Here is a 23,059-nt window from a genome sequence, read left to right as displayed (position 1 = left end):
GCTGGCAGTAATTCGAGGGTGTCCGGCAGTCCTGCCACTGTCAGGAGTGTCTTGCCAGTACGAGACTTACCGCATGAACACATTCCTCGAACTCATGGCCCTCGTGATCCTCTTCTCCATGCTCGGCGGTCCGGCGCTCGTGGGGGCGATCCACGACCGCCGGATCGACCGACAACTGAGGGAGGCGGAACGTAAGACTCAGAAGTCCTCGTCCAGGTCGACGGTGCCCTCCACCGCCACCTGGTACGCCGAAGGACGCCGCTCGAAGAAGTTGGTGAGTTCCTGAACCCCCTGCAACTCCATGAAGGAGAAGGGGTTCTCGGAGCCGTACACCGGAGCGAAGCCGAGGCGGCTGAGCCGCTGGTCGGCGACGCACTCCAGGTACTGCCGCATCGATTCCGTGTTCATCCCCGGGAGGCCGTCACCACAGAGGTCGCGCGCGAACTGCAGCTCGGCCTCGACGGCCTCCCTCAGCATGTCGGTGACCTGCTGCTCAAGCTGGTCGTCGAAGAGCTCCGGCTCCTCCTTGCGGACCGTGTCGACCACGTCGAACGCGAAGGACATGTGCATCGTCTCGTCGCGGAACACCCAGTTGGTGCCGGTCGCCAGGCCGTGCAGCAGACCCCGGCTGCGGAACCAGTAGACGTACGCGAAGGCCCCGTAGAAGAACAGGCCCTCGATGCACGCGGCGAAGCAGATCAGGTTGAGCAGGAAGCGGCGCCGGTCGGCCTGTGTCTCCAGGCGGTCCAGCTTCTCGACCTCGTTGATCCACTTGAAGCAGAACCCGGCCTTCTCGCGGATGGACGGGATGTTCTCCACGGCGTCGAACGCGGCGGCCCTGTCCTCCGGATCGGGGAGGTAGGTGTCCAGCAGCGTCAGGTAGAACTGGACGTGGACGGCCTCCTCGAAGAGCTGACGGCTCAAGTACAGCCGCGCCTCGGGGGAGTTGATGTGCTTGTACAGCGTCAGCACCAGGTTGTTGGCGACGATCGAGTCACCCGTCGCGAAGAACGCCACCAGGCGGCCGATCAGATGCTGCTCGGCGGGCGTGAGCTTGGCGAGGTCGGTGACGTCCGAGTGGAGGTCGACCTCCTCGACGGTCCAGGTGTTCTTGATGGCGTCCCGGTAGCGCTCGTAGAAGTCGGGGTAGCGCATGGGGCGCAGGGTCAGCTCGAAGCCCGGGTCGAGGAGATGCTGGTTACGGGTGGTCATTACTGGCAGGCCTCGCAGGACTCGGGGTTTTCCAGGGAGCAGGCGACGGCTTCTTCTGCGGCCGCCTGAACGGGGACAGTGGCTTGTGCGGCACGGGCGATCCGGGTCGCCGGGCGCGAGCGCAGGTAGTACGTCGTCTTCAGCCCGGACTTCCAGGCGTACGCGTACATCGAGGAGAGCTTGCCGATGGTCGGCGTCTCCAAGAAGAGGTTCAGGGACTGGGACTGGTCCAGGAACGGGGTCCGGGCGGCGGCCATGTCGATCAGTCCGCGCTGCGGGATCTCCCACGCCGTGCGGTAGAGCCGTCGTACGTCCCCGGGGATCCAGGCGAAGTCCTGCACCGAGCCGTTCGCCTCACGCAGCGCCTCGCGGGTGCGGGCGTCCCAGACGCCGAGCGCCTTCAGCTCCTGCACCAGATAGGAGTTGACCTGGAGGAACTCGCCCGACAGCGTCTCCCGCTTGAACAGGTTGGAGACCTGCGGCTCGATGCACTCGTACACGCCGGCGATGGACGCGATGGTCGCGGTGGGCGCGATGGCCAGGAGCAGCGAGTTGCGCAGGCCGACTTCGGCGATGCGTTCCCGCAGGGCCGCCCAGCGCTCGGGCCAGGTCAGCTCGACGTCGTAGTGGTCGGGGTGCAGGACACCCTTGGCGGTACGGGTCTTCTGCCAGGCGGGGAGGGGCCCGTTGCGCTCGGCGAGGTCGGCGGAGGCCTCGTACGAAGCCAGCATGATGCGCTCGGCGATACGGGTGGACAGGGCCTTGGCCTCGGGTGAGTCGAAGGGCAGGCGCAGCTTGAAGAAGACGTCCTGGAGGCCCATCGCGCCGAGCCCGACGGGGCGCCACTTGGCGTTGGAGCGGCCCGCCTGCTCGGTCGGGTAGAAGTTGATGTCGACGACGCGGTCGAGGAAGGTGACGGCGGTGCGGACCGCCTCGTCCAGCCGCTCCCAGTCGATGTCCCCGTTGTTCACGAACGCGCCGAGGTTGACCGACCCCAGGTTGCACACCGCCGTCTCGCCGTCGTCCGTGACCTCCAGGATCTCCGTGCAGAGGTTGGAGGAGTGGACGACATGGCCGGGCTCGGCGGTCTGGTTGGCGGTGCGGTTGGCGGCGTCCTTGAAGGTCATCCAGCCGTTGCCGGTCTGCGCGAGGGTACGCATCATGCGGCCGTACAGGTCACGGGCCGGGATGGTCTTGCGCGCGAGCCCTGCGGCCTCCGCCTTCCGATACGCGGCGTCGAACTCCTCGCCCCACAGGTCGGCCAGTTCGGGCACGTCGGCGGGGGAGAAGAGGGACCACACCCCGTCCGCGTTCACCCGGCGCATGAACTCGTCCGGGACCCAGTGCGCGAGGTTCAGATTGTGCGTACGGCGGGCGTCCTCACCGGTGTTGTCGCGCAGCTCCAGGAACTCCTCGATGTCGGAGTGCCAGGTCTCCAGGTACACCGCCGCCGCGCCCTTGCGCCGGCCGCCCTGGTTCACGGCGGCGACCGAGGCGTCCAGGGTCTTCAGGAACGGGACGATGCCGTTGGAGTGCCCGTTCGTGCCGCGGATCAGTGAACCGCGGGAGCGGATGCGGGAGTAGGCGATGCCGATGCCGCCCGCGTGCTTCGAGAGACGGGCCACCTGGTGGTAGCGGTCGTAGATGGAGTCCAGCTCGTCCTTGGGGGAGTCGAGGAGGTAGCAGGACGACATCTGGGGGTGCCGGGTGCCGGAGTTGAAGAGGGTGGGGGAGGAGGGGAGGTAGTCCAGGCGGCTCATCAGCGCGTAGAGCGCGGCGACCTCGTCGACGGAGCGGACCGTGTCGTCCTCGGCGAGACCGGCGGCTACGCGCAGCAGGAAGTGCTGGGGCGTCTCGATCACCTTGCGGGTGATCGGGTGCCGGAGGAGGTAGCGGGAGTGGAGCGTGCGGAGGCCGAAGTAGCCGAAGCGGTCGTCGGCCTCACGGTCGATCAGGTGGTCCAGGCGGGCCGTGTACAGCCGTACGAACTCGGCGGTGCGGTCGGCGATGAGGCCCTCGCGGTGACCGACGGCGACCGACTCGGAGAACGACGTGACGCCCTGCGAGGCTGCCTCGGCGGCGATGCTGATCGTCAGGAGACGGGCGGCCAGCCGGGAGTACGCGGGGTCCTCCGAGATGAGGCCGGCCGCGGCATCGGTGGCCAGCTCGCGCAACTCCGACTCGTCCGCCCGGGCCGACTTGCCGCGCAGCGCGGCGGCGGCGACCCGGCCGGGGTCGGCGTCGGGGAGGTCGGCGGTCAGCTCGGTCAGGGTCCGCAGCAGTGCGGTTCCCGGTCCGTCGGTGTCCTGGATCGCTGAGGCCGGTTCGGCTGGCGCGATGGTCACGTGGGGCTCTCCCTCGCTCGGCACGGGGCCTTGCGGAGGGCAGGGGGCAGCACACGAGCGCACATGGCGTCGCGCCCACCGGCCCATTCCACGAGGCCCGGACGTCGGGCGCACCGGCCGAGTGGCCGGGCGCGCTGTCGGCAGGTCCTCGGACTGACTCCCATACGTGTATGAACACGCATGAGTACACCGTTGCGGGACAGTTCCGGATTCGCACCGGATTCCCCTGCGGCGACAGCGAGCATGAGCATACATCTTGTGCCGGGCGGGAGTAGCACCCCCATATGTTGTGTCGCCATCGGCTTCAGAGCGTCAACTCATAAGTGAGGAGAGTGAACTCGGGCTGCTCCGGGATCGGGTTCCAGTCGCGTTCCGGGGCGCGGGTGAAGCCGAGGCGCTCGTAGATGCGGTGGGCGGCGAGCATGGTGCGCTGGGTCGACAGGACGACGGCGGTGCGCTCCGCGGTCCTCGCCCGGTCGACGCAGGCTCGCACGAGGGCTTCTCCGGCGCCTCTGCCGCGGGCCGCCCGGGCTACGGCGAGCATGCGGATCTCCGCCTCTCCGGGGCGGGCGAGTTCGGCCATGGGGCCGGGGGAGGGGACGAAGGTGACTCCGCCCAGGAGTTGGTCGCCCTGTGTGGCCACGAGGACGTCGGCCGCGGCGGCGCGCTTCGCGATGTCTTTCAGTTCGCTCAGGTACGAGTCGCTCTCGCCGAAGGCCAGGAGGCCGTCCTGGAGGTAGGCCTGGGCTGTGATGTCGCCGAGGGTTTCGTATTCGGTGGGTTCTACGGGCCGGATCACTATGTCCATGCAGGTGAGTGTGCATGAAGAGCGGGCCGCCGTAGTGCTTGATTTCGGCGGCCCGCTGCGGGTTCGTCGTGGCTGGTCGCGCAGTTCCCCGCGCCCCTAATGGGGCGCTGCAGCCGCCGTCGCCGGGGGCAGTTCCGTCTTGACTCCCGGGTCGCCTGCCTCGCCCGTGTAGTCCGCCGGGCTTGTCTCGTCCACGCCCTCGGGGGCCTTCATCGCCTTCAGTGCGAAGGTGAGGACGACCGTCACGACCAGGTTGAGGACGAACGCCGTCAGGCCGATGTAGCCGATCTCGCCGATGCCGGGGATCTCCTTGTTGGAGCCGCCGAAGTGGTCCTGGGTCGGGGAGGCGACGCCGTACGCGGCGACTGTGCCGTAGATCATGCCGACCGCCCAGCCGGCGAGCAGGGCCCAGCGGTGGAACCAGCGGGTGAAGAGGCCGCCGACCAGGGCCGGGAAGGTCTGGAGGATCCAGATGCCGCCGAGGAGCTGGAAGTTGATCGCGACCGTCTTGTCCATGGTCAGGACGAAGACCAGCGCGCCCACCTTCACGAGCAGGGACACCAGCTTGGAGACCTTGGTCTCCTGCGCCGGCGTGGCGTCCGGCTTGATGAAGTCCTTGTAGATGTTGCGGGTGAAGAGGTTGGCCGCCGCGATGGACATGATCGCCGCCGGCACCAGCGCGCCGATGCCGATCGCCGCGAAGGCCACACCCGCGAACCAGTCGGGGAACATGGTCTCGAACAGCTGCGGGATCGCCAACTGGCCGTTCTCCACCTTGATTCCTGCCGCGATCGCCATGAAGCCCAGCAGGCCGAGCAGGCCGAGCATCAGCGAGTACAGCGGCAGGATCGTGGAGTTGCGGCGGATGACGTCACGGCTGCGGCTGGAGAGCACGGCCGTCACCGAGTGCGGGTACATGAACAGTGCGAGGGCCGAGCCGAGGGCCAGGGTCGCGTACGTCCACTGGTTCGCGTCACCCGGGACCGTCGCACCGCGTGGCGCGCCCGTCGCCGGGTTGGTCTGGCTGAACGCGGCGCTCGCCTTGGCGAAGATGTCGTCGAAGCCGCCCAGCTTGATCGGGATGTAGATGACCGCGACCGCGATGACGATGTAGATCAGCGCGTCCTTCACGAACGCGATCAGCGCCGGGGCCCGCAGACCCGAGGAGTACGTGTACGCGGCCAGCACGCCGAAGGCGATCAGCAGCGGCAGGTCCTTGATGAACCAGTTGGTGTCCTCGCCGCCGCCGACGCCCATCACGTCCAGCACAGCCTGGATGCCGACCAGTTGGAGCGCTATGTACGGCATCGTGGCGAGGATGCCGGTGACGGCGACCGCCAGCGACAGCGCCTTGGAGTCGAAGCGGCCCCGGACGAAGTCCGACGTGGTGACGTAGCCGTGCTTGTGCGAGACCGACCACAGCCGCGGCAGGAAGACGAACATCATCGGGTAGATGAGGATCGTGTAGGGCACCGCGAAGAAGCCGGCCGCGCCCGCCGCGTAGATCGCCGCCGGTACGGCGACGAAGGTGTACGCCGTGTACAGGTCGCCGCCTAGCAGGAACCAGGTGATCCAGGTGCCGAACGAGCGCCCGCCCAGGCCCCATTCGTCCAGGGTCTGCTCGTTCTCGGCCCTGCGCCAGCGCGAGGCCATGAAGCCCATGACCGTGACGGCCACGAAGAAGAGGATGAAGACGGCGAGTGCGACGCCGTTCACGCCGTCCTTCACTTTCCGGCACCCCCCTTGCGTGCCTGCTGGTCACGCTGCCACAGCTTGTACGCGACCATCGTCAGCACGGTGGAGATGACCACCCAGGCCATCTGGTACCAGTAGAAGAACGGGATGCCGATGAAGGCCGGGTCCTCCTTCGCGTACGAACCCACCCACAACATCGCCACGAAGGGCGCGAATAGGCAGAGCGCGATGACGACCCTGGCGGGTGTCACCGTCCCTCTGTTCACTTCCGATGTTTGTGACATCCCGCGGCTCCGTCCCCTCACTGATCACCTGTGTAACGCGCAGGCAATCTAGGTCACGGTGTCGCGAAAGCGGAAGTCCCCGTCCGCATTCCGGGCGCGATCCTCACCAGACGTCCCCACCAGGCATTCTCAGCAGCAGCGGAAACCCTGCCGCGGATCCTCCTCCTGCCGGTCCGTACGCATCCGCTCGAAGTCACGCCGGGACGGCACCTCGGCCTGAGGGTGGTCCTTTCGTATGTGCGCGACATACCGGTCGTACGCCGACTCGTCGGTCAACTCCCGCACGTACCAGCGCACACCCCTAAGAGCCCGTGCCACTGCCGACCGCATCGCGCTCCTCCTCCTTCTCCTCCCGGGTCGGGATCAGCCCGGCCGGGGCGACGAGCTTGGACTCGACGTACGGTGCCTCGCTCAGCGTGGACAGGGCCGGGCGGCGGACATGACGGACGCAGACGCGGGTCGCGTCGACGATCACGACGACGATCAGGATCGCCAGGATCGCGGTGAGGACGCCGTCCACCGTGGAGTTGGTGACCACGGTGCGCATGTCGTCCATGGACTTGGCGGGCGCCAGCACCTCGCCCCGGTCGATGGCGTCCTGGAACACCTGGCGCTGCTTGAAGAAGCCGACCTTCGGATCGGACGAGAACACCTTCTGCCAGCTGGCGGTCAGCGTGACCGTCGCGTCCCAGGCGAGCGGAACCCCGGTGATCCAGGCCCACTTGAGACGCCCGGACTTCACCAGCAGGGTCGTGCAGACGGCCAGGGCGACGGCGGCCAGCAGCTGGTTGGAGATGCCGAAGATCGGGAAGAGCTGGTTGATTCCGCCGAGGGGTTCATGGACGCCGACCCACAGGAAGTAGCCCCACAGCCCGCACACGATGCCGCTGGTGATGACCAGGCCGGGCTTCCAGCTGATGTTCTTGAACGGCCGGTAGATGTTGCCGAGGGTGTCCTGGAGCATGAAGCGGCCCACGCGCGTGCCGGCGTCCAGCGCGGTCAGGATGAACAGCGCCTCGAACATGATCGCGAAGTGATACCAGAAGGCCTTGAGGCCCCCGCCGGTCACCTCGGAGAAGATCTGCGAGACCCCGACGGCGAGCGTGGGTGCGCCGCCGGTGCGGGACAGCAGCGTCGACTCCTCCACGTCCTGGGCCGCCTTGGCGAGTTCGGCGGGGGTGATCTGGTAGCCCCAACTGCCCACCACCTGCGAGGCGTTCTCCACGGTCGTGCCGATGACGCCGGACGGCGCGTTCATCGCGAAGTACAGGCCCGGGTCGATGATGCTCGCCGCCACCAGCGCCATGATCGCGACCGACGACTCCATCAGCATGGAGCCGTAGCCGATCATCCGGACCTGCGTCTCCTTCTGGATCATCTTCGGCGTCGTACCGGACGAGATGAGCGAGTGGAAGCCGGAGAGGGCACCGCAGGCGATCGTGATGAAGACGAACGGGAACAGCGAACCCGCGAACACCGGCCCGTCACCGCGCGAGGCGAAGTCGGTGACCGCCGGCATCTTCAGCGTCGGCAACGCGATCACGACGCCGAGCGCCAGCAGCAGGATGGTGCCGATCTTCATGAAGGTAGAGAGGTAGTCGCGGGGCGCGAGCAGCATCCACACCGGCAGGATCGAAGCGATGAAGCCGTACGCCACCAGCCAGATGACCAGCGTGGACGGCGCGAGGGTGAAGGTGTCGGCCCAGGACGACTCGGCGACCCAGCGGCCCGCGACCAGCGCGAACAGCAGCAGCGCGACGCCGATGAGGGAGACCTCGGCCACCCGGCCCGGACGCAGCACCCGCAGATAGAAGCCCATCAGCAGCGCGATCGGGATCGTCATCGCGATGGAGAAGGTGCCCCACGGGGACTGCGCGAGGGCGTTGACGATGACCAGCGCCAGCACCCCGAGCAGGATGATCATGATGGCGAAGGCGGCCAGCAGCGCCGCCGCACCGCCGAACGGGCCGATCTCCTCCCGCGCCATCTGGCCCAGCGACCTGCCGTCCCGCCGCGTGGAGAAGAACAGCACCACCATGTCCTGGACCGCGCCCGCGAAGATGACGCCCACGATGATCCAGATCGTGCCCGGCAGATAGCCCATCTGCGCCGCGAGCACCGGCCCGACCAGCGGTCCGGCGCCCGCGATCGCGGCGAAGTGGTGGCCCAGCAGGACCCGGCGGTCGGTGGGATGGAAGTCGATGCCGTTGTTCAGCCGCTCCGCCGGAGTGGCCCGGGTCTTGTCGACCTTCAGGACCTTGTACGCGATGAACTTGGCGTAGAAGCGGTAGCCGATCGCGTACGAGCCGAGGGCCGCCGCGACCATCCAGGCGGCGGACACGTCCTCGCCCCTGGCCAGCGCGAGCACGGCCCAGCCGATGGCTCCGACCAGCGCGACAAGACTCCAGATGACGATCGTTCGAACGTTCGCGGTGCGCACCGGCTCGCCCTCCCGTCCATGCGATGACGGGAGGACCGTAGAACAGGAATGTGATCTGCGCTACACCGCGTGCAGGTGTTCGCTCTACGAACGGGCCCTATTCCTGCGGCCGCTTCAGTCGGGCGACGAACTTGTAGCGGTCCCCCCGGTACACCGAGCGCACCCACTCCACCGGTTGTCCCTCCCGGTCCAGCGAGTGGCGGGACAGCATCAGCATCGGCAGGCCGACGTCGGTGCCGAGCAGGCCGGCCTCGCGGGGGGTGGCCAGCGAGGTCTCGATGGTCTCCTCGGCCTCGGCGAGATGGACGTCGTAGACCTCGGCGAGGGCGGTGTAGAGCGAGGTGTACCTCACCAGGCTGCGCCTGAGTGCCGGGAAGCGCTTGGCGCTCAGGTGGGTCGTCTCGATCGCCATCGGCTCGCCGTTGGCCATGCGCAGCCGCTCGATCCGCAGCACCCGGCCGCCGGCCGTGATGTCGAGCAGTTCGGCGAGGCGGTCGTCGGCGGTGATGTAGCCGATGTCGAGGAGCTGCGAGGTGGGTTCGAGGCCCTGGGCGCGCATGTCCTCGGTGTACGAGGTGAGTTGGAGCGCCTGCGAGACCTTGGGCTTGGCGACGAAGGTGCCCTTGCCCTGGATCCGCTCCAGACGGCCCTCGACGACCAGCTCCTGGAGTGCCTGGCGCACGGTGGTGCGCGAGGTGTCGAACTCCGCGGCGAGGGTGCGCTCGGGCGGGACCGGGGTGCCGGGCGGCAGCGTCTCCGTCATGTCGAGCAGATGCTTCTTCAGGCGGTAGTACTTGGGCACGCGCGCGGTACGGACGGTGGCCCCACCCTCGTTCTCCGCACTGCTGACGTCGGTGCTCATGCTCTGCCTTCCCGGCTCCGGATGCGGGTCACATCGTGATCCCCTCTGTATACCGTCGCCGCCTCTTTTGGTCTAGTCCACAGAGGTAAGTGGTCTAGCGGACGACAGTACTCCGCGCGCGCTCATTTCGCTGTCTTCTTACTTAAAGGTTCCTGCATATGTAGGTCGCATAACGGCTGGTCGGAGGCGTTTCGAACACTCTTGACAGGCGTGTTGGTCTGGTCCAGGCTCCCGGTACTGGTCTACACCATTGGTCCAGTCCCGGCCCCGATGGCGGTACGGGGGGGCATCCCTGAGGAGGGTGGCGTGAAGCGCAAGCTGATAGCCGCGATCGGTATCGCGGGCATGATGGTGTCCCTCGCGGCGTGCGGGGACAGTGACAGCGGGGGTTCGGACAACACCGGCGCGGACGCCAAGGAGCTGACTGTCTGGCTCACCGTCGACGCGCAGAACAACTGGCCCGAGCTGGTGAAGGCCGCGGACGACGCGATCAAGAAGAAGCACCCCGGCATCAAGATCAACCACGAGTACTACGGCTGGCCCGACAAGAACGCCAAGCTCGACGCCGTCCTCGCCACCGACAAGGCCCCCGACGTGGTCGAGATGGGCAACACCGAGATGCTCGGCTACATGGTCAAGGGCGCCTTCGCCCCCGTCGACCCGGCCAAGTTCGACAACGCGGACGCCTGGCTGGACGGCCTCAAGGCCTCGGTGACGTACGAGGGCAAGACCTACGGCGTTCCGTACTACGCCGGCGGCCGGGTCGCCAACTGGCGCAAGGACGTGGCGGCTTCGGTGGGCGTGAAGTCCGCGCCGAAGACGTACGAGGAGCTGACCTCCGCCCTGGACAAGATCCAGAAGGAGGAGGGCGACAAGTTCAGCGCCTGGTACCAGCCCACCCGTGACTGGTACGCGGCCATGTCCTTCGTCTACGACGCCGGCGGCTCCATCGCCGAGGAGTCCGGCGGTCAGTGGAAGGCCAACCTCTCCTCGCCCGAGTCGGTCAAGGGCCTGGAGGAGTTCAAGAACGTCGTCGACTCGTACATGCACGGCGACAAGACCAAGGACGAGTCCGACCGTTACATCGTCTACGGCCAGGGCAAGTCCGCCATGATCTTCGGTGCGGCCTGGGAGGGCGCGACCTCCGAGGACCCGAAGAACGACAAGACCGGCAAGCTCAAGGGCAACCTCGAGAGCTTCGTGATGCCCGGCCCGTCCGGCAAGAACCTCCCCGTCTTCCTGGGCGGCTCCGACCTCGCCGTCCCGGTGAAGTCGGACGCGCAGGCGGTCGCAGCCGAGTGGATCAACGCCTTCGCGGGCGCCTCCGGCCAGAAGGGCCTGATCGCCAAGGGCAACCTGCCCAACAACAAGACCGACCTCGCCACCCTCAAGGACGACCCGGCGACGGCCGTCCCGGCCACCGCCGCCGAGTCCAACTGGTTCGTCCCGATGGCGCCGGGCTGGGGCCAGGTCGAGAAGGCCCAGATCCTGCAGACCATGCTGCAGAGCATCGGCACCGGCAAGAAGACGGTCGAGGCCGCCGCGAAGGAAGCGGACGCCGCGATCGACAAGGTCATCAACACCAAGTGACCTGAGGCAGGGCCCCGTTGACCCCGGGGGGATTTCCGGGGGCGGGGCCCTGCTTCCCGTACGCACTTACCGGTACGGGCCTTCGCTTTCGTACGACCTGAGGGACCGCTGAGGAGCGCGCGATGAGTGCCGCAGACACCACCACCCCTGCCAAGGTGCCGCCGCGGCGGCAGTCGCCCCCACCACCGGCTGTCGCGAAGCAGCCACCGAAAGGCCGGACGACGGCGGGTGGCCGCGGCCTGCCCTGGCTGCTGCTCGCCCCCTGCCTCCTCATCCTCGCGCTCGTCCTCGGCTACCCCCTGGTCCGTCTGGTCACCCTCTCCTTCCAGGAGTTCGGCCAGTCCCAGCTGTGGGGCTTCCAGCCGGCGAAGTCGGTCGGGCTCGACAACTTCACCAAGGTGCTGGGCGACAGCCAGTTCTGGACGGTCGTCGTACGGACGATCGTCTTCGCGGCCGGCTGCGTGATCTTCACGATGGTCATCGGCATGCTGATCGCGCTGCTCCTCCAGCGGGTCTCCGGCTGGGTGAAGACCCTGATCAACATCGCCCTGGTGGCGAGTTGGGGCATGCCGATCATCGTGGCGACCACGGTCTTCAAGTGGCTGTTCGACGCGGACTACGGCATCCTCAACGCGCTGCTCAGCAAGTTGCCCGGCGTGGAGATGATCGGCCACAACTGGTTCGCGAGCGGACCTGAAGGCCTCGCGGTGATCATGCTGCTGGTGGTGTGGGGGGCCGTGCCCTTCGTGGTCATCACGCTGAGCGCCGGTCTGACCCAGGTCCCCAAGGAGATGGAGGAGGCGGCCCGGCTGGACGGCGCGGGCGCCTGGGGCGTGTTCCGTTACGTCACGCTCCCCATCCTCAAGCCGATCATCGTGATGCTGACGACCCTGTCGGTCATCTGGGACATGGGCGTCTTCCCGCAGGTCTTCGTGATGCGCAACGGCCATCCCGAGGCCGAGTTCCAGATCCTCACCACCTACTCGTACGACCGTGCCTTCGTGGTCAACGACTACGCGCAGGGCTCGGCGATCGCCCTGCTCACCGTGGTGCTGCTGCTGGGTGTCGTGGCCGTCTACATGCGCCAGATGCTGAAGATCGGAGAGGTCGAATGAGCACCGTGGTCCCTCAGGCCCCCCGGAAGTCCAAGGCGGGCTGGAACCTCCTGGGCCTCCTCGTCTTCCTCACCGCGGGCTTCCCCGTCTACTGGATGCTGAACACGGCGTTCAAGCCGGAGAAGGACGCCATCGACCCGGACCCGAGTCTGTGGCCGACCGCCCTGACCTTCTCCAACTTCGGCCGGGCGCTGGACATCGCGGACTTCTGGGGCCCGGTCGGCCGCAGCCTGATCGTGTCGCTGGCGGTGGTCGTGATCGGCATGGTCGTAGGCCTGCTGGCCGCGTTGGCGATCTCCCGGTTCGCCTTCCGCGGCCGCAAGATCGTGATCGTCGGCATCCTGGCGGTCCAGATGGTCCCGCTGGTCGCCATGATCATCCCGGTCTTCCTGCTGCTCAACGACCTTGGTCAGTACGACAGGCTGAGCGGCCTGATCATCACGTACCTGACCTTCATCCTCCCCTTCACGGTGTGGACCCTGCGCGGCTTCATCGTCAACATCCCGAGGGAACTGGAGGAGGCGGCGATGGTCGACGGCTGCACCCGCACCGGCGCCTTCGTCCGGGTCGTCTTCCCGCTGCTGGCTCCGGGCATGGTCGCCACCTCGGTCTACGGCTTCATCCAGGCCTGGAACGAGTACCTCTACGCCCTGATGCTGCTCAGCCAGAACAACCAGACCGCGACCGTGTGGCTCAGCAACTTCAGCACCAAGCACGGCACCGAGTTCGCCCCGATGATGGCCGGCGCCACGATGATGGCCGTGCCGATCGTCGTCCTGTTCCTGCTCGTCCAGCGCAAGATGGCCGCGGGTCTGACCGCGGGCGCCGTGAAGGGATAACGCCACCCGATGACGACATTCGCCAGCGGCACAGACACCCTGACGCGCGATGCGCTGACCGTCCTCCAGCCCGGCTTCCCGGGCACCACCGCCCCCGACTGGCTGCTGCGCCGCCTCGGCGAGGGCCTGGCCTCCGTCGGCCTGTTCGGCCGCAACATCGCCTCCCCCGACCAACTGGCCGCACTCACCGCCCAGTTGCGCACCGAACGCGATGACGTACTGGTCGCGATCGACGAGGAGGGCGGTGATGTCACCCGCCTGGAGGTGAGGACCGGTTCCTCCTTCCCCGGCAACCATGCGCTGGGCGCGGTCGACGACGTCTCGCTCACCGAGCAGGTGGCGTACGAACTCGGCCGCCGTCTCGCCGAGTGCGGGGTGAACCTCAACTGGGCCCCGTCCGCGGACGTGAACTCCAACCCCTCCAACCCGGTCATCGGCGTCCGCTCCTTCGGCGCCGACACGGACCTGGTCGCCCGCCACACCGCCGCCTACGTCACCGGCCTCCAGTCGTCCGGGGTGGCCGCCTGCACCAAGCACTTCCCGGGCCACGGCGACACCGCGGTCGACTCCCACCACGCGATGCCCCGCATCGACGCCGACGCCTCGGTGCTGTCGTCCCGCGAACTCTCCCCGTTCCGCGCCGCCATCGCCGCCGGCACCCGCGCGGTGATGAGCGCCCACATCCTGGTCCCGGCCCTGGACCCGGACCGCCCGGCCACCCTGTCCCGCCCGGTCCTGACGGAGCTGCTGCGCGGCCGGCTCGGCTACGACGGCCTCATCGTCACCGACGGCATGGAGATGCAGGCCATCGCCGCCACCTACGGCATCGAACGCGGCAGCGTCCTCGCCATCGCCGCCGGCGCCGACGCGATCTGCGTGGGCGGCGGCCTCGCGGACGACGAGACGGTACGCCGCCTGCGCGACGCCCTCATCTCAGCCGTCCGCTCGGGCGAACTCTCCGAGGAACGCCTGGCGGACGCGGCGGAACGCGTACGCGCGCTGGCCCACTGGACGTCCGAAGCCCCGACGAACACGGGCGAGCCCCGAACGGACATCGGCCTCATCGCGGCCCGCCGCGCCCTGAGAGTGACGGCCGAGGAGCCCTACGCCCCCCTGACCAAGGCCCCCTACGTCGCCGCCTTCACCCCGGTCGCGAACATAGCCGTCGGCGACGAAACCCCCTGGGGCGTCGCCGCGGAACTGACCCGCCTGCTCCCCGGCACGGAGACGGGCAGCTTCACCGGCGACGAGGCAGGCCCCAAGGCCCTCGCCGCAGCGAACGGCCACCGCATCGTCGCCGTCGTCCGCGACGAACACCGCCACACCTGGATGTCAGCGGCCCTCGACACGGTGCTACGGGAACGCCCCGACACGATCGTGGTCGAGATGGGCGTGCCCCAGGCGCCCCCGAGGGGCGCGCTCCACATCGCGACGCACGGGGCGGCACGGGTGTGTGGACGGGCGGCGGCGGAGGTCATAGCGGGCGAGTGAGGGGTACGAGGACGAAGGCGCCGGTCCCTGTCCAGGGACCGGCGCCTTGAACGTGGCCAGGGGCGCGGGGCTGTATCAATTTGCGGCTCCGCCGCGTGGGCGCGACCAGCCACAACGAACCCGCAGCCGACACTGAAACAGAACCCCGCAGACGCCTAGATCCCCTGCCACTCCGGCTTGTTGGCAAACGTATGCCGAAAGTAATCCCCCAGCTTCAACTTCGACGCAGCCCCCTCATCCACAACAACCGTCGCATGCGGATGCAACTGCAACGCCGAGGCAGGACACACCGCAGCAACCGGCCCTTCCACCGTCGCCGCCACCGCATCGGCCTTCCCCTCACCCGTGGCGAGCAACACCAGATGCCGAGCCTCAAGGATCGTTCCGATCCCCTGAGTGATGACGTGATGCGGCACCTGCTCGATGTCCCCGTCAAAGAACCGCGCGTTGTCCACCCGCGTCTGCTCGGTCAACGTCTTGATCCGAGTCCGTGAGGCCAGCGACGAGCACGGCTCGTTGAACCCGATGTGCCCGTCCGTCCCGATCCCGAGCAACTGCAGATCCACCCCACCGGCGGCGCCCAACGCAGCGTCATACGCCTCGCACGCCCCCTGCACGTCCTCAGCCGTACCGTCCGGCCCCATGAACGCGTCCATCCCGAGCCCCAGCGGCTCCAGCACCTCCCGCCGCAGCACCGAACGGTACGACTCCGGATGCTCGGCCGGCAGCCCCACGTACTCGTCGAGCTGGGCGATCCGCGCCCGAGAGGCATCCACGGCACCGGACTTCACCTTGGCGGCCAGCGCCTCATAGATGGGCAGCGGCGTCGACCCGGTGGCCACGCCGAGCAGGGCATCGGGCTTGCGCCGCAGGAGCTGCGCCATGGCCTCGGCGATCAGTTCGCCACCCGCCTTGGCGTCCGGAACGATGACAACTTCCACGCTGGGCCTGCCGATCTGAGAAGAGGGGCTCTGGGGGACCCGTAGGGGCTATGTGGTTTAGACCAATCTAACAGAGACGGGCCTTGCGCCCCAGGTGAAAAGGGGCATCCGCACCACCACAATCCCTCCCGCATGTTGACACGATCCGGCGCAACAGCGGTCGTCCCTCAGGTCAGCGAACCCCCCGTCGCATCCACCCAGCTCCCGGTCACCCACCGTCCTCCCCCGGACGCCAGAAACGCGACCACCTCCGCCACATCGGCCGTCTCGCCCACCCGGCCCAGCGCGGATATCGCCGCTGCCTCGCCCCACGCCTCCTCGCTCGCATGCAGCAGCTCATACGTGTTGTCGGTGGCGATGATCCCCGGCGCCACCGAGTTCACCGTGATGTTCCGCGAGCCCAGCACCTTCGACAGGTCGCGGGAGAAGACATCGAGGGCGCCCTTCGTCATGGCGTACGCCATGTTGTTCGGCATCACCGCGGTCCGGGCCAGTCCCGACGAGATGTTGATGACCCGTCCGCCGTCGCGCAGTCGCGCCAGGCCGTGCTTGGCGATGAAGAACGGTGCCTTCACATTGACCGCGAAGACCCGGTCGTACTCCTCCTCCTCGATCTCCCCGATCGGCCGGGACACACCGATCCCGGCGTTGTTCACCAGGATGTCCAGCCCGTCCGCGTGCCGGTCGAACTCCTCCCACAGTGCCTCCGCGTCCCCCGGCAGCCCCAGCTCGGTGCCGATCGCGAACGCTGAGCCGCCCGCCGCCTCGATCGCGGCGACCGTCTCCTTCGCGGCCGCCTCGCTCCTGCCGTAGTGCACCGCGACCCGCGCCCCCTCGCGCCCCAGCCGCTCGGCGATCCCGCGCCCGATTCCCCTGCTCGCCCCCGTCACCAGTGCCGTCCTGCCGGCAAGCACGCCCATGTCGGCGCCCCCTCTCATTTGTCTAGTGGTCGCTACAAAAAGACCGTACAACACCCCACCGACATTTCTCTAGCACCCGCTATAAAATGAACCCCATGGTGGGAACCGAGACGACCGGCGAGCAGGGGAGGGCGAAGGGCAGGGCGCGTGGCCGCCCCCGCTCCTTCGACCGGGAAACCGCGCTGGAGAAGGCGATCATGGCCTTCTGGGAGCACGGCTATGAGGCGACCTCCGTCTCCGACCTCACCCGCGTGATGGGCATCGGCGCCCCGAGCCTGTACGCGGCGTTCGGCGACAAGCAGGCGCTCTTCGCGGAGGTCGTCAGCGAGTACGGCACGCGGTACGGCGCCTTCGGTGACCGCGCCCTCGCCGAGGAACCCACCGCCCGGGCGGCCGTCGCGCGCATGCTGCGGGAAGCCGCCGCGACATACACGGCACCCGGCCTCCCGCACGGCTGTCTCGTCGTCCATGCGGCGACCAACTGCAGTAACCCCGAGGTGGAGGCGTCCCTGCGCGACCGGCGCAACGCCAACATCGCCGCCTTCGAGCGCCGTATCAGAGCGGGCATCGCCGCAGGTGAACTCCCGGCCGACACCGACGCCGCCGCGCTCGCCCGGCACACGGGCGCGGTGATCCAGGGCATGTCCCAGCAGGCGCGCGACGGCGCGAGCCGGGAGGAGCTGGAAGCGCTCGCGGAAATTGCCATGGCCATCTGGCCCCGCGCGTAGCCCGAGCGGGTTAGGCTGCGAAGCGCCAACAACGCACAGGGTTCAACAACAAAACAGCTCCCGATGCATGGACACGTCTAGTGGTCTAGTCCACAATGCGTAGGGAAGCTCAAGCGCGTATCAAGCACGGCGCGCTTCACTAGAGCCTCCGTCTTCCCCGCACAGGAAGGCGGACCGAGGAACCGGAGCTCTCTGCCCTGACTGCCCCGGCTCCTCACCCTTCGGCCGACCGGGACCGCACACCCCGCGGCCGATGCTGCTCCGGGCTGCGGTGCCGGGAGGGTTGAGGGTCCCTCTCAGGCGCCGCGGCCCGCGGGTGTCTTCGGGGCCGTACGGCAGGTCGTATGAGAGCCCGTACATTTCAGAGCCGTACAAACCGCCAGGTACGCTCGCACACGTGCCCTCCATGAACGAACTGGTCCGCCAGCACACCGCCCTCGACGACTCCGATCTCGAGTGGCTGCATCTGCTGGTCTCGGAGTGGCAGCTGCTCTCCGACCTCTCCTTCGCCGACCTCGTCCTGTGGGTCCCCACCCGCGACGGGACCCGCTATGTCTCCGTCGCCCAGATGCGCCCCAACACCGGGCCCACCTCCTACCAGGACGACATGGTCGGCCACCTCGTCCCGCGCGGCCGCCGCCCGATGCTGGACGCCGCCCACGACGAGGGCCGGATCGTGCGCGAGGGCGACCCCGAGTGGCGCGAAGAGGTGCCGGTCCGGGTCGAGTCCATTCCGGTACGACGGGAAGGGCGCGTCCTCGGTGTCATCGCGCGCAACACCAACCTCCTGACCGTCCGCACCCCGAGCCGCCTGGAGTTGACGTATCTCCAGAGCGCGTCGGACCTCGCGCAGATGATCGCGGCGGGCTCGTTCCCGTTCCCGAACCAGCAGATGGACATGGACGCCGCCCCGCGCGTCGGCGACGGACTGATCCGGCTCGACGCCGACGGCATCGTCCAGTACGCCTCCCCGAACGGACTCTCCGCCTACCACCGGATGGGCCTCGCCGCCGACCTCGTCGGCTGCCACCTCGGCAAGATCACCGCCGAACTCGCCCCGTCCCGCGGCCCGGTGGACGAGGCGCTCGCCAAGGTGGCCAGCGGCTGGGCGCCGCGCGAGTTCGAGATCGAGGCCCGCGACGGGGTGATCCAGTTCCGCACGATCCCGCTCAAGCCCAAGGGCACCCGCATCGGTTCGCTGGTGCTGCTCCGCGACGTCACCGAACTGCGCCGCCGCGAACGCGAGTTGATCACCAAGGACGCCACCATCCGGGAGATCCACCACCGGGTGAAGAACAACCTCCAGACCGTGGCGGCCCTGTTGCGGCTCCAGGCCCGTCGTATCGAGTCCGACCGCGGGCGCGAGGCCCTCGAAGAGGCGGTCCGGCGAGTCGGGTCGATCGCGATCGTGCACGAGACGCTCTCTCAGAACCTGGACGAGCGTGTGGAGTTCGACGAGATCGCGGACCGGGTCCTCGCGATGGTCGCCGAGATCTCGCCCGGCAAGGTCACCGGCCGGCGCACCGGACGCTTCGGCATCCTGGACGCCGAGGTCGCCACCCCGCTTTCCATGGTCTTGACCGAAGTCCTCCAGAACGCCCTCGAACACGGCTTCCGCGAAGGCGACACGGGAACCGTCGAGGTCACGGCCGTCCGCGGCGGTACGACGAAGGAGGCGCGGCTCCTTGTCACCGTCCAGGACGACGGGATCGGACTGCCCGCCGGCTTCGACCCGCAGACCGCGGGCAACCTGGGGCTGCAGATCGTACGGACCTTGGTGGAAGGCGAGTTGGGCGGCTCGTTCGACATGGTGCCGGCGCCGGAGCGGGGCACCCAGGTGATCCTGGACATCCCGGTGCAGGCGAACAAGTAGCGCACATGGCGTTTGCGCACAGCAAAGAGCCCCGGACCATCCTGTGGTCCGAGGCTAGTGCTCGTGCGGGTTATGCGCATCGGGGGTACTGCGCGCTGCGGCTCGGGGGCGGGAGATGCGTACTCGCTGTACGCGCCGCCAAGCTCAGGCTGTTGCGGGGCGGGTGTGTCAGGCGGAGGCCTGACGGGCCCGGTTGCGGGCGGCACGGCGCTTCATGGCGCGACGCTCGTCCTCGCTGAGACCACCCCAGACGCCGGAGTCCTGACCGGACTCGAGCGCCCACTGCAGGCACTGCTCCATGACGGGGCAGCGGCGGCAGACGGCCTTGGCTTCCTCGATCTGCAGCAGCGCAGGACCGGTGTTGCCGATGGGGAAGAAGAGCTCGGGGTCTTCCTCGCGGCAAACGGCGTTGTGACGCCAGTCCATGGCTGCTACCTCTCCTTGGTATTACGTGCTGATTGCTTGTGAATGTGAACGCTTTCACGAATCCCTCAACAAGTGAAGGGCCGACCGTCAGGTTTCCCTGGCGTGGTCCTGTGGATTGAAGAGGGGTTCCGGTGATCTGTGGAGGCCGATTCTGCGGGCCGTCCCGATCGCCACGTAGAGACTCGCAAACCTCAGCGGCGGATACAACCCCTTCCGGAAAGTTTTTTTTGATTCCTCGGTGTCGACTAGGTCACAGCCGTACTTCCATGGGGTGGACCCTGGCCTAAACGTTCGAGTGAAAGGACTTTAGCCCCTTCTGCTCACACAATCACACGCAGTGCACGGCGTACGCCTGTGAACGTCACGCTGGTACGCAGCCCTAGGTGGTCGCCGTCCATCTGGAGGGGTAGTGGTGCCTTCGATTGCAAGGTGAACTGGTCCAGGTCGTGCAGGCCCACGGCGTGCTTGCCCTGGGGTCCGTGCTCGGGGGACGAATTGAGCAACTGCGTGCCATACCGGGCGACCGCCGGCATGGAGAGCCGGGTCAGACCGAATACGTCGAGCCCGGTATCGAACGAAGCCTTAGGTGACGCGTACATCGGGCGATTGCCCAGATAGGTCCATGGGGCGGTGTTCGAGACTATGGACACCACCAGACCGGTCACCGGCTCCTCGCCGGCCCGCTCGAGCGTGATCGAACCGTGTCTCCGGTTGGACTCACCCAGCAGTTGACGGACGACCTGGCGGACGTAGAGCGCGTGTGTCGACTTCTTGCCCAGCTCCCGCTGCTGCTCGACCCGGCCGACGACACCGCCGTCGAAGCCGAGCCCCGCGTTGAAGGTGAACCAGCGGGCCGGGACGGCCTCGTCCTCGGTGCCCGGTGTGCCCGCGGCGAGTCCGAGTCCGACGGTGCGTTCGCTTTTGTCGCGCAGCGCGTCGAGCACGGCGCCGGTGGCCTCCACGGCGTCGTTGGGCAGGCCGAGGGCGCGGGCGAAGACGTTGGTCGAGCCGCCGGGGACGACGGCGAGGCGGGGGAGGCGGTCCGGATCGGGGCCGGCGTGGAGCAGGCCGTTGACGACCTCGTTGACCGTGCCGTCGCCGCCGAGGGCCACCACGAGATCGATGTCGTCGCTCTCCGCGGCCTGCCGGCCCAGGTCGCGTCCGTGGCCGCGGTACTCGGTGGTGACCGCCTCCAGCTTCATCTCGCTGGCGAGCGCATGGATCAGGACATCGCGCGTACGTGCGCTTGTGGTGGTTGCCGCCGGATTGACCACGAGAAGTGCACGCATGCGTTGAAGCGTACCTACTGGGTGGTACCGGGCCCAGCCCAGGTAGGGATCTCGTAAGAGATCCTGGCCACGGCGGCGGACATGGCGAGGGCTACGCTTCAGGGGTGAGCAGTGAGCAGAACCCCTCTTCTGAAGCCGCCCCGGAAACCGCAGAACCCCGCCCCCGGCGCCTGACCTACGCGGCCGCGCTGGCCGGTCTGGAGGGGCTCGCCCTGGTCGTCGGCGGTGTGTGGATGCTCGTCCTGGGGATCACGGGCGACCCGGACGACCGGCAGCAGGCCATCACCGGCGGCGTCACCGTGCTCGTCCTCGCGCTGCTGCCGCTGCTGGCCGCCCGCGGACTGCTCGCCCTGCGCAGCTGGAGCCGCGGCCCGGCCGTCATCACACAGCTCCTGGCGCTGCCGGTGGCCTACAACCTGCTCCAGGCCGACAGCCTGGCCATTCCCGGCGGCATCGCGCTCGCCGTGGTGGCGGTGACGGCGCTGGTGCTGCTGGTGAACGCCGAGACGACCCGGGCCCTCGGGATCCAGGGGCCCGGGAACGCGTCTCAGGAGTAGGCGTTCTTCAAGTAGGCGTTCTTGAAATAGGCCTTACTCCTCTACGAGGAGCTTCTCCCGCAGCTGTGCCAGCGTCCGTGCCAGCAGCCGCGACACATGCATCTGTGAGATGCCGACCTCCTGCGCGATCTGCGACTGCGTCATGTTGCCGAAGAAGCGCAGCAGCAGGATCCGCTTCTCGCGCGGCGGCAGGTCCTCGAGGAGCGGCTTGAGCGACTCGCGGTACTCGACGCCCTCCAGGGCCTCGTCGTACGCGCCCAGCGTGTCCGCGACCGCCGGGGACTCGTCGTCGGTGTCGGGGACGTCCAGAGACAGCGTGGAGTACGCGTTGGCCGACTCCAGGCCCTCCAGGACCTCCTCCTCCGAGATGCCCAGCTTCTCGGCCAGCTCATGGACCGTGGGGGAGCGGCCGTGCCGCTGCGAGAGCTCCGCCGTGGCGGTGGTGAGCGCGAGGCGCAGCTCCTGCAGCCGACGCGGGACGCGCACCGCCCAGCCCTTGTCGCGGAAGTGCCGCTTGATCTCGCCGACGACCGTCGGGGTCGCGTACGTCGAGAACTCGACGCCGCGGTCCGGGTCGAAGCGGTCGACGGACTTGATCAGGCCGATGGTGGCGACCTGGGTCAGGTCGTCCAGCGGCTCTCCGCGGTTGCGGAAGCGGCGCGCGAGGTGCTCGACGAGCGGCAGGTGCATGCGGACCAGCTTGTTGCGCAGATCCGCGTACTCCGGACTGCCGTCCTGCAGTTTGCGCAGCTCGACGAACATGGCGCGCGCCCCGCTGCGGTCCTGAGGGTCGTGCTGCGTGGCCTGCACGCTTGGCACGCCCGGCTGATCGTCTCGCTCGTGCTCGCTCATCGTCCCGCCCGTCGCCCTTCCCCGAGCCGCCGCCCCTTCCCGGACCGGAGAGACCCCGATCCCGCCTTCCAGGGGCGCGCTCTGCACGGCACCATCCCGATCCCGCTGCCCGTCGTCCAGGAGGCCGGCCGCCGTCAGGTCGTCGGCGTCGTCCTCCGGATGCGGCCGGGCCTGCTCGGGGATGCCGTCGATGCCGTCAGCCATGCGTCGGGCACCGCTCGGACCGCTTGTGCCCTCGGCCGGCAGCTCCCGTGTGCCGCGCTCTTCGTCCCGCACCGGCCCGTCCCCGTCCTTCACGCCGGCCCGGGTCCCGCGCCGCGCTGTTTGTAGAGGCTGATCGAAACGGTCTTGTCGTCGTCCACCGCGGAGGAGACCTTGCCCGCCAGGGCGGACAGGACAGTCCAGGCGAAGGTGTCGCGCGCGGGGGCGTGACCGTCAGTGGTCGGGGCCGAGACGGTGACCTCGAGCGAGTCGTCGACGAGGCGGAAGACGCAGCTGAGTACCGAGCCGGGCACGGCCTGCTGAAGCAGGATCGCGCAGGCCTCGTCCACCGCGATGCGAAGGTCCTCGATCTCGTCGAGGGTGAAGTCCAAACGGGCTGCGAGACCGGCCGTGGCCGTACGCAGCACCGACAGGTAGGCACCCGCAGCCGGCAGCCGGACTTCCACGAAGTCCTGGGTCGCGGGCTCGCCTGCGATCTGGGACACCCTCACCTCCAAGGTGGTACAAGCTTTTCGGGGCCGAGGGTCGCCCCCCGGGGTAACGCGAAGTGTGTTCAGCGGTGACGCTACC

Annotated in this window: 21 protein-coding genes and 1 riboswitch; of the genes, 7 read left to right on the top strand and 14 right to left on the bottom strand. The window is 68.3% G+C overall.

Going from position 1 to position 23,059, the window contains the following annotated elements; genetic code table 11:
• Positions 1 to 198: 198 nt before the first annotated feature.
• From ACTWQO_RS07260 to ACTWQO_RS07225, 8 genes are all read right to left on the bottom strand, one after another.
• Positions 199 to 1,212 (bottom strand): ribonucleotide-diphosphate reductase subunit beta, encoded by a 1,014-nt coding sequence (locus ACTWQO_RS07260; protein ID WP_443236385.1) that lies wholly within the window; start codon positions 1,210 to 1,212, stop codon positions 199 to 201.
• Positions 1,212 to 3,557: a ribonucleoside-diphosphate reductase subunit alpha gene (locus ACTWQO_RS07255; RefSeq protein WP_443236384.1), complete on the bottom strand. Its 2,346-nt coding sequence runs from the start codon at positions 3,555 to 3,557 to the stop codon at positions 1,212 to 1,214. Before ACTWQO_RS07255 ends, ACTWQO_RS07260 begins: the two co-directional genes overlap by 1 nt.
• A gap of 122 nt (positions 3,558 to 3,679) precedes the next feature.
• Positions 3,680 to 3,808: riboswitch (cobalamin riboswitch) on the bottom strand.
• Between the two features lie 53 nt (positions 3,809 to 3,861).
• Positions 3,862 to 4,365, bottom strand: coding sequence for a GNAT family N-acetyltransferase (locus ACTWQO_RS07250; RefSeq protein ID WP_443236383.1), 504 nt, complete (start codon positions 4,363 to 4,365; stop codon positions 3,862 to 3,864).
• Positions 4,366 to 4,461: 96 nt separating this feature from the next.
• Positions 4,462 to 6,093 carry a monocarboxylate uptake permease MctP gene (gene mctP / locus ACTWQO_RS07245; RefSeq protein WP_443236382.1) on the bottom strand — a complete coding sequence of 544 codons (1,632 nt, stop codon included), beginning with the start codon at positions 6,091 to 6,093 and terminating at the stop codon, positions 4,462 to 4,464.
• Entirely contained in the window at positions 6,090 to 6,344 is a 255-nt protein-coding gene (locus ACTWQO_RS07240) for a DUF3311 domain-containing protein (RefSeq protein WP_443236381.1), read from the bottom strand. Before ACTWQO_RS07240 ends, mctP begins: the two co-directional genes overlap by 4 nt.
• 129 nt (positions 6,345 to 6,473) lie before the next feature.
• A complete protein-coding gene (locus ACTWQO_RS07235) occupies positions 6,474 to 6,674 on the bottom strand; it encodes a YbdD/YjiX family protein (protein ID WP_443236380.1) in 201 nt (66 codons plus the stop codon).
• Positions 6,646 to 8,784 (bottom strand): carbon starvation CstA family protein, encoded by a 2,139-nt coding sequence (locus ACTWQO_RS07230; RefSeq protein ID WP_443236379.1) that lies wholly within the window; start codon positions 8,782 to 8,784, stop codon positions 6,646 to 6,648. The genes ACTWQO_RS07235 and ACTWQO_RS07230 overlap by 29 nt, the downstream gene beginning before the upstream one ends.
• A gap of 97 nt (positions 8,785 to 8,881) precedes the next feature.
• Positions 8,882 to 9,646, bottom strand: coding sequence for a GntR family transcriptional regulator (locus ACTWQO_RS07225; RefSeq protein WP_443236378.1), 765 nt, complete (start codon positions 9,644 to 9,646; stop codon positions 8,882 to 8,884).
• Between the two features lie 306 nt (positions 9,647 to 9,952).
• Between ACTWQO_RS07225 and ACTWQO_RS07220 the strand changes: the two genes are divergently transcribed.
• The 4 genes from ACTWQO_RS07220 (at position 9,953) to ACTWQO_RS07205 (ending at position 14,681) form a co-directional block, all read left to right on the top strand.
• The gene (locus ACTWQO_RS07220; RefSeq protein ID WP_443236377.1) at positions 9,953 to 11,236 is read left to right on the top strand and encodes an extracellular solute-binding protein; all 1,284 of its coding nucleotides are present in this window, start codon (positions 9,953 to 9,955) and stop codon (positions 11,234 to 11,236) included.
• Between the two features lie 122 nt (positions 11,237 to 11,358).
• Positions 11,359 to 12,351 carry a carbohydrate ABC transporter permease gene (locus ACTWQO_RS07215; RefSeq protein ID WP_443236376.1) on the top strand — a complete coding sequence of 331 codons (993 nt, stop codon included), beginning with the start codon at positions 11,359 to 11,361 and terminating at the stop codon, positions 12,349 to 12,351.
• Positions 12,348 to 13,190, top strand: coding sequence for a carbohydrate ABC transporter permease (locus ACTWQO_RS07210; RefSeq protein WP_443236375.1), 843 nt, complete (start codon positions 12,348 to 12,350; stop codon positions 13,188 to 13,190). Before ACTWQO_RS07215 ends, ACTWQO_RS07210 begins: the two co-directional genes overlap by 4 nt.
• Positions 13,191 to 13,199: 9 nt before the next feature.
• Entirely contained in the window at positions 13,200 to 14,681 is a 1,482-nt protein-coding gene (locus ACTWQO_RS07205) for a glycoside hydrolase family 3 protein (RefSeq protein WP_443236374.1), read from the top strand.
• A gap of 155 nt (positions 14,682 to 14,836) precedes the next feature.
• Here ACTWQO_RS07205 and nagB read toward each other — a convergent pair whose 3' ends face one another.
• Both nagB and ACTWQO_RS07195 read right to left on the bottom strand, forming a co-directional pair.
• Positions 14,837 to 15,622, bottom strand: coding sequence for a glucosamine-6-phosphate deaminase (gene nagB / locus ACTWQO_RS07200; protein ID WP_328501674.1), 786 nt, complete (start codon positions 15,620 to 15,622; stop codon positions 14,837 to 14,839).
• A gap of 167 nt (positions 15,623 to 15,789) precedes the next feature.
• Entirely contained in the window at positions 15,790 to 16,542 is a 753-nt protein-coding gene (locus ACTWQO_RS07195; RefSeq protein ID WP_443236373.1) for an SDR family oxidoreductase, read from the bottom strand.
• 86 nt (positions 16,543 to 16,628) lie between these two features.
• Here ACTWQO_RS07195 and ACTWQO_RS07190 point away from each other — a divergent pair, with 86 nt between their 5' ends.
• Both ACTWQO_RS07190 and ACTWQO_RS07185 read left to right on the top strand, forming a co-directional pair.
• The gene (locus ACTWQO_RS07190; protein ID WP_443236372.1) at positions 16,629 to 17,270 is read left to right on the top strand and encodes a TetR/AcrR family transcriptional regulator; all 642 of its coding nucleotides are present in this window, start codon (positions 16,629 to 16,631) and stop codon (positions 17,268 to 17,270) included.
• Between the two features lie 397 nt (positions 17,271 to 17,667).
• Positions 17,668 to 19,143, top strand: coding sequence for a sensor histidine kinase (locus ACTWQO_RS07185; RefSeq protein WP_443236371.1), 1,476 nt, complete (start codon positions 17,668 to 17,670; stop codon positions 19,141 to 19,143).
• Positions 19,144 to 19,311: 168 nt separating this feature from the next.
• On the opposite strand, the gene ACTWQO_RS07180 is transcribed toward ACTWQO_RS07185, so the two are convergent.
• Together ACTWQO_RS07180 and ACTWQO_RS07175 are read right to left on the bottom strand one after the other, a co-directional pair.
• Positions 19,312 to 19,569, bottom strand: a complete 258-nt coding sequence (locus ACTWQO_RS07180) for a WhiB family transcriptional regulator (protein ID WP_016639615.1) — start codon at positions 19,567 to 19,569, stop codon at positions 19,312 to 19,314.
• Positions 19,570 to 19,889: 320 nt separating this feature from the next.
• Positions 19,890 to 20,858: a diacylglycerol/lipid kinase family protein gene (locus tag ACTWQO_RS07175; protein ID WP_443236370.1), complete on the bottom strand. Its 969-nt coding sequence runs from the start codon at positions 20,856 to 20,858 to the stop codon at positions 19,890 to 19,892.
• A gap of 104 nt (positions 20,859 to 20,962) precedes the next feature.
• Between ACTWQO_RS07175 and ACTWQO_RS07170 the strand changes: the two genes are divergently transcribed.
• A complete protein-coding gene (locus ACTWQO_RS07170) occupies positions 20,963 to 21,415 on the top strand; it encodes a hypothetical protein (RefSeq protein WP_443236369.1) in 453 nt (150 codons plus the stop codon).
• 33 nt (positions 21,416 to 21,448) lie between these two features.
• Here ACTWQO_RS07170 and ACTWQO_RS07165 read toward each other — a convergent pair whose 3' ends face one another.
• Positions 21,449 to 22,564, bottom strand: coding sequence for an RNA polymerase sigma factor SigF (locus ACTWQO_RS07165; RefSeq protein ID WP_443236368.1), 1,116 nt, complete (start codon positions 22,562 to 22,564; stop codon positions 21,449 to 21,451).
• On the bottom strand, positions 22,561 to 22,974 hold the full coding sequence (locus tag ACTWQO_RS07160) for an anti-sigma regulatory factor (protein WP_030784224.1): 414 nt from the start codon (positions 22,972 to 22,974) through the stop codon (positions 22,561 to 22,563). Before ACTWQO_RS07160 ends, ACTWQO_RS07165 begins: the two co-directional genes overlap by 4 nt.
• Between the last annotated feature and the right edge of the window lie 85 nt (positions 22,975 to 23,059).

The sequence above is a fragment of the Streptomyces sp. 4N124 genome, from assembly GCF_052245395.1.
Taxonomy (GTDB): domain Bacteria; phylum Actinomycetota; class Actinomycetes; order Streptomycetales; family Streptomycetaceae; genus Streptomyces.
This window is presented reverse-complemented; position numbering and strand designations above follow the sequence as displayed.

What these genes read in the sequence shown, in the direction of transcription:
- ACTWQO_RS07260 (WP_443236385.1), bottom strand. Translation starts at nt 1,212, where the DNA reads ATGACCACCCGTAACCAGCATCTCCTCGACCCGGGCTTCGAGCTGACC.
- ACTWQO_RS07250 (WP_443236383.1), bottom strand. Translation starts at nt 4,365, where the DNA reads ATGGACATAGTGATCCGGCCCGTAGAACCCACCGAATACGAAACCCTC.
- ACTWQO_RS07240 (WP_443236381.1), bottom strand. Translation starts at nt 6,344, where the DNA reads ATGTCACAAACATCGGAAGTGAACAGAGGGACGGTGACACCCGCCAGG.
- ACTWQO_RS07235 (WP_443236380.1), bottom strand. Translation starts at nt 6,674, where the DNA reads ATGCGGTCGGCAGTGGCACGGGCTCTTAGGGGTGTGCGCTGGTACGTG.
- ACTWQO_RS07225 (WP_443236378.1), bottom strand. Translation starts at nt 9,646, where the DNA reads ATGAGCACCGACGTCAGCAGTGCGGAGAACGAGGGTGGGGCCACCGTC.
- ACTWQO_RS07215 (WP_443236376.1), top strand. Translation starts at nt 11,359, where the DNA reads ATGAGTGCCGCAGACACCACCACCCCTGCCAAGGTGCCGCCGCGGCGG.
- ACTWQO_RS07210 (WP_443236375.1), top strand. Translation starts at nt 12,348, where the DNA reads ATGAGCACCGTGGTCCCTCAGGCCCCCCGGAAGTCCAAGGCGGGCTGG.
- ACTWQO_RS07205 (WP_443236374.1), top strand. Translation starts at nt 13,200, where the DNA reads ATGACGACATTCGCCAGCGGCACAGACACCCTGACGCGCGATGCGCTG.
- ACTWQO_RS07195 (WP_443236373.1), bottom strand. Translation starts at nt 16,542, where the DNA reads ATGGGCGTGCTTGCCGGCAGGACGGCACTGGTGACGGGGGCGAGCAGG.
- ACTWQO_RS07190 (WP_443236372.1), top strand. Translation starts at nt 16,629, where the DNA reads ATGAACCCCATGGTGGGAACCGAGACGACCGGCGAGCAGGGGAGGGCG.
- ACTWQO_RS07180 (WP_016639615.1), bottom strand. Translation starts at nt 19,569, where the DNA reads ATGGACTGGCGTCACAACGCCGTTTGCCGCGAGGAAGACCCCGAGCTC.
- ACTWQO_RS07175 (WP_443236370.1), bottom strand. Translation starts at nt 20,858, where the DNA reads ATGCGTGCACTTCTCGTGGTCAATCCGGCGGCAACCACCACAAGCGCA.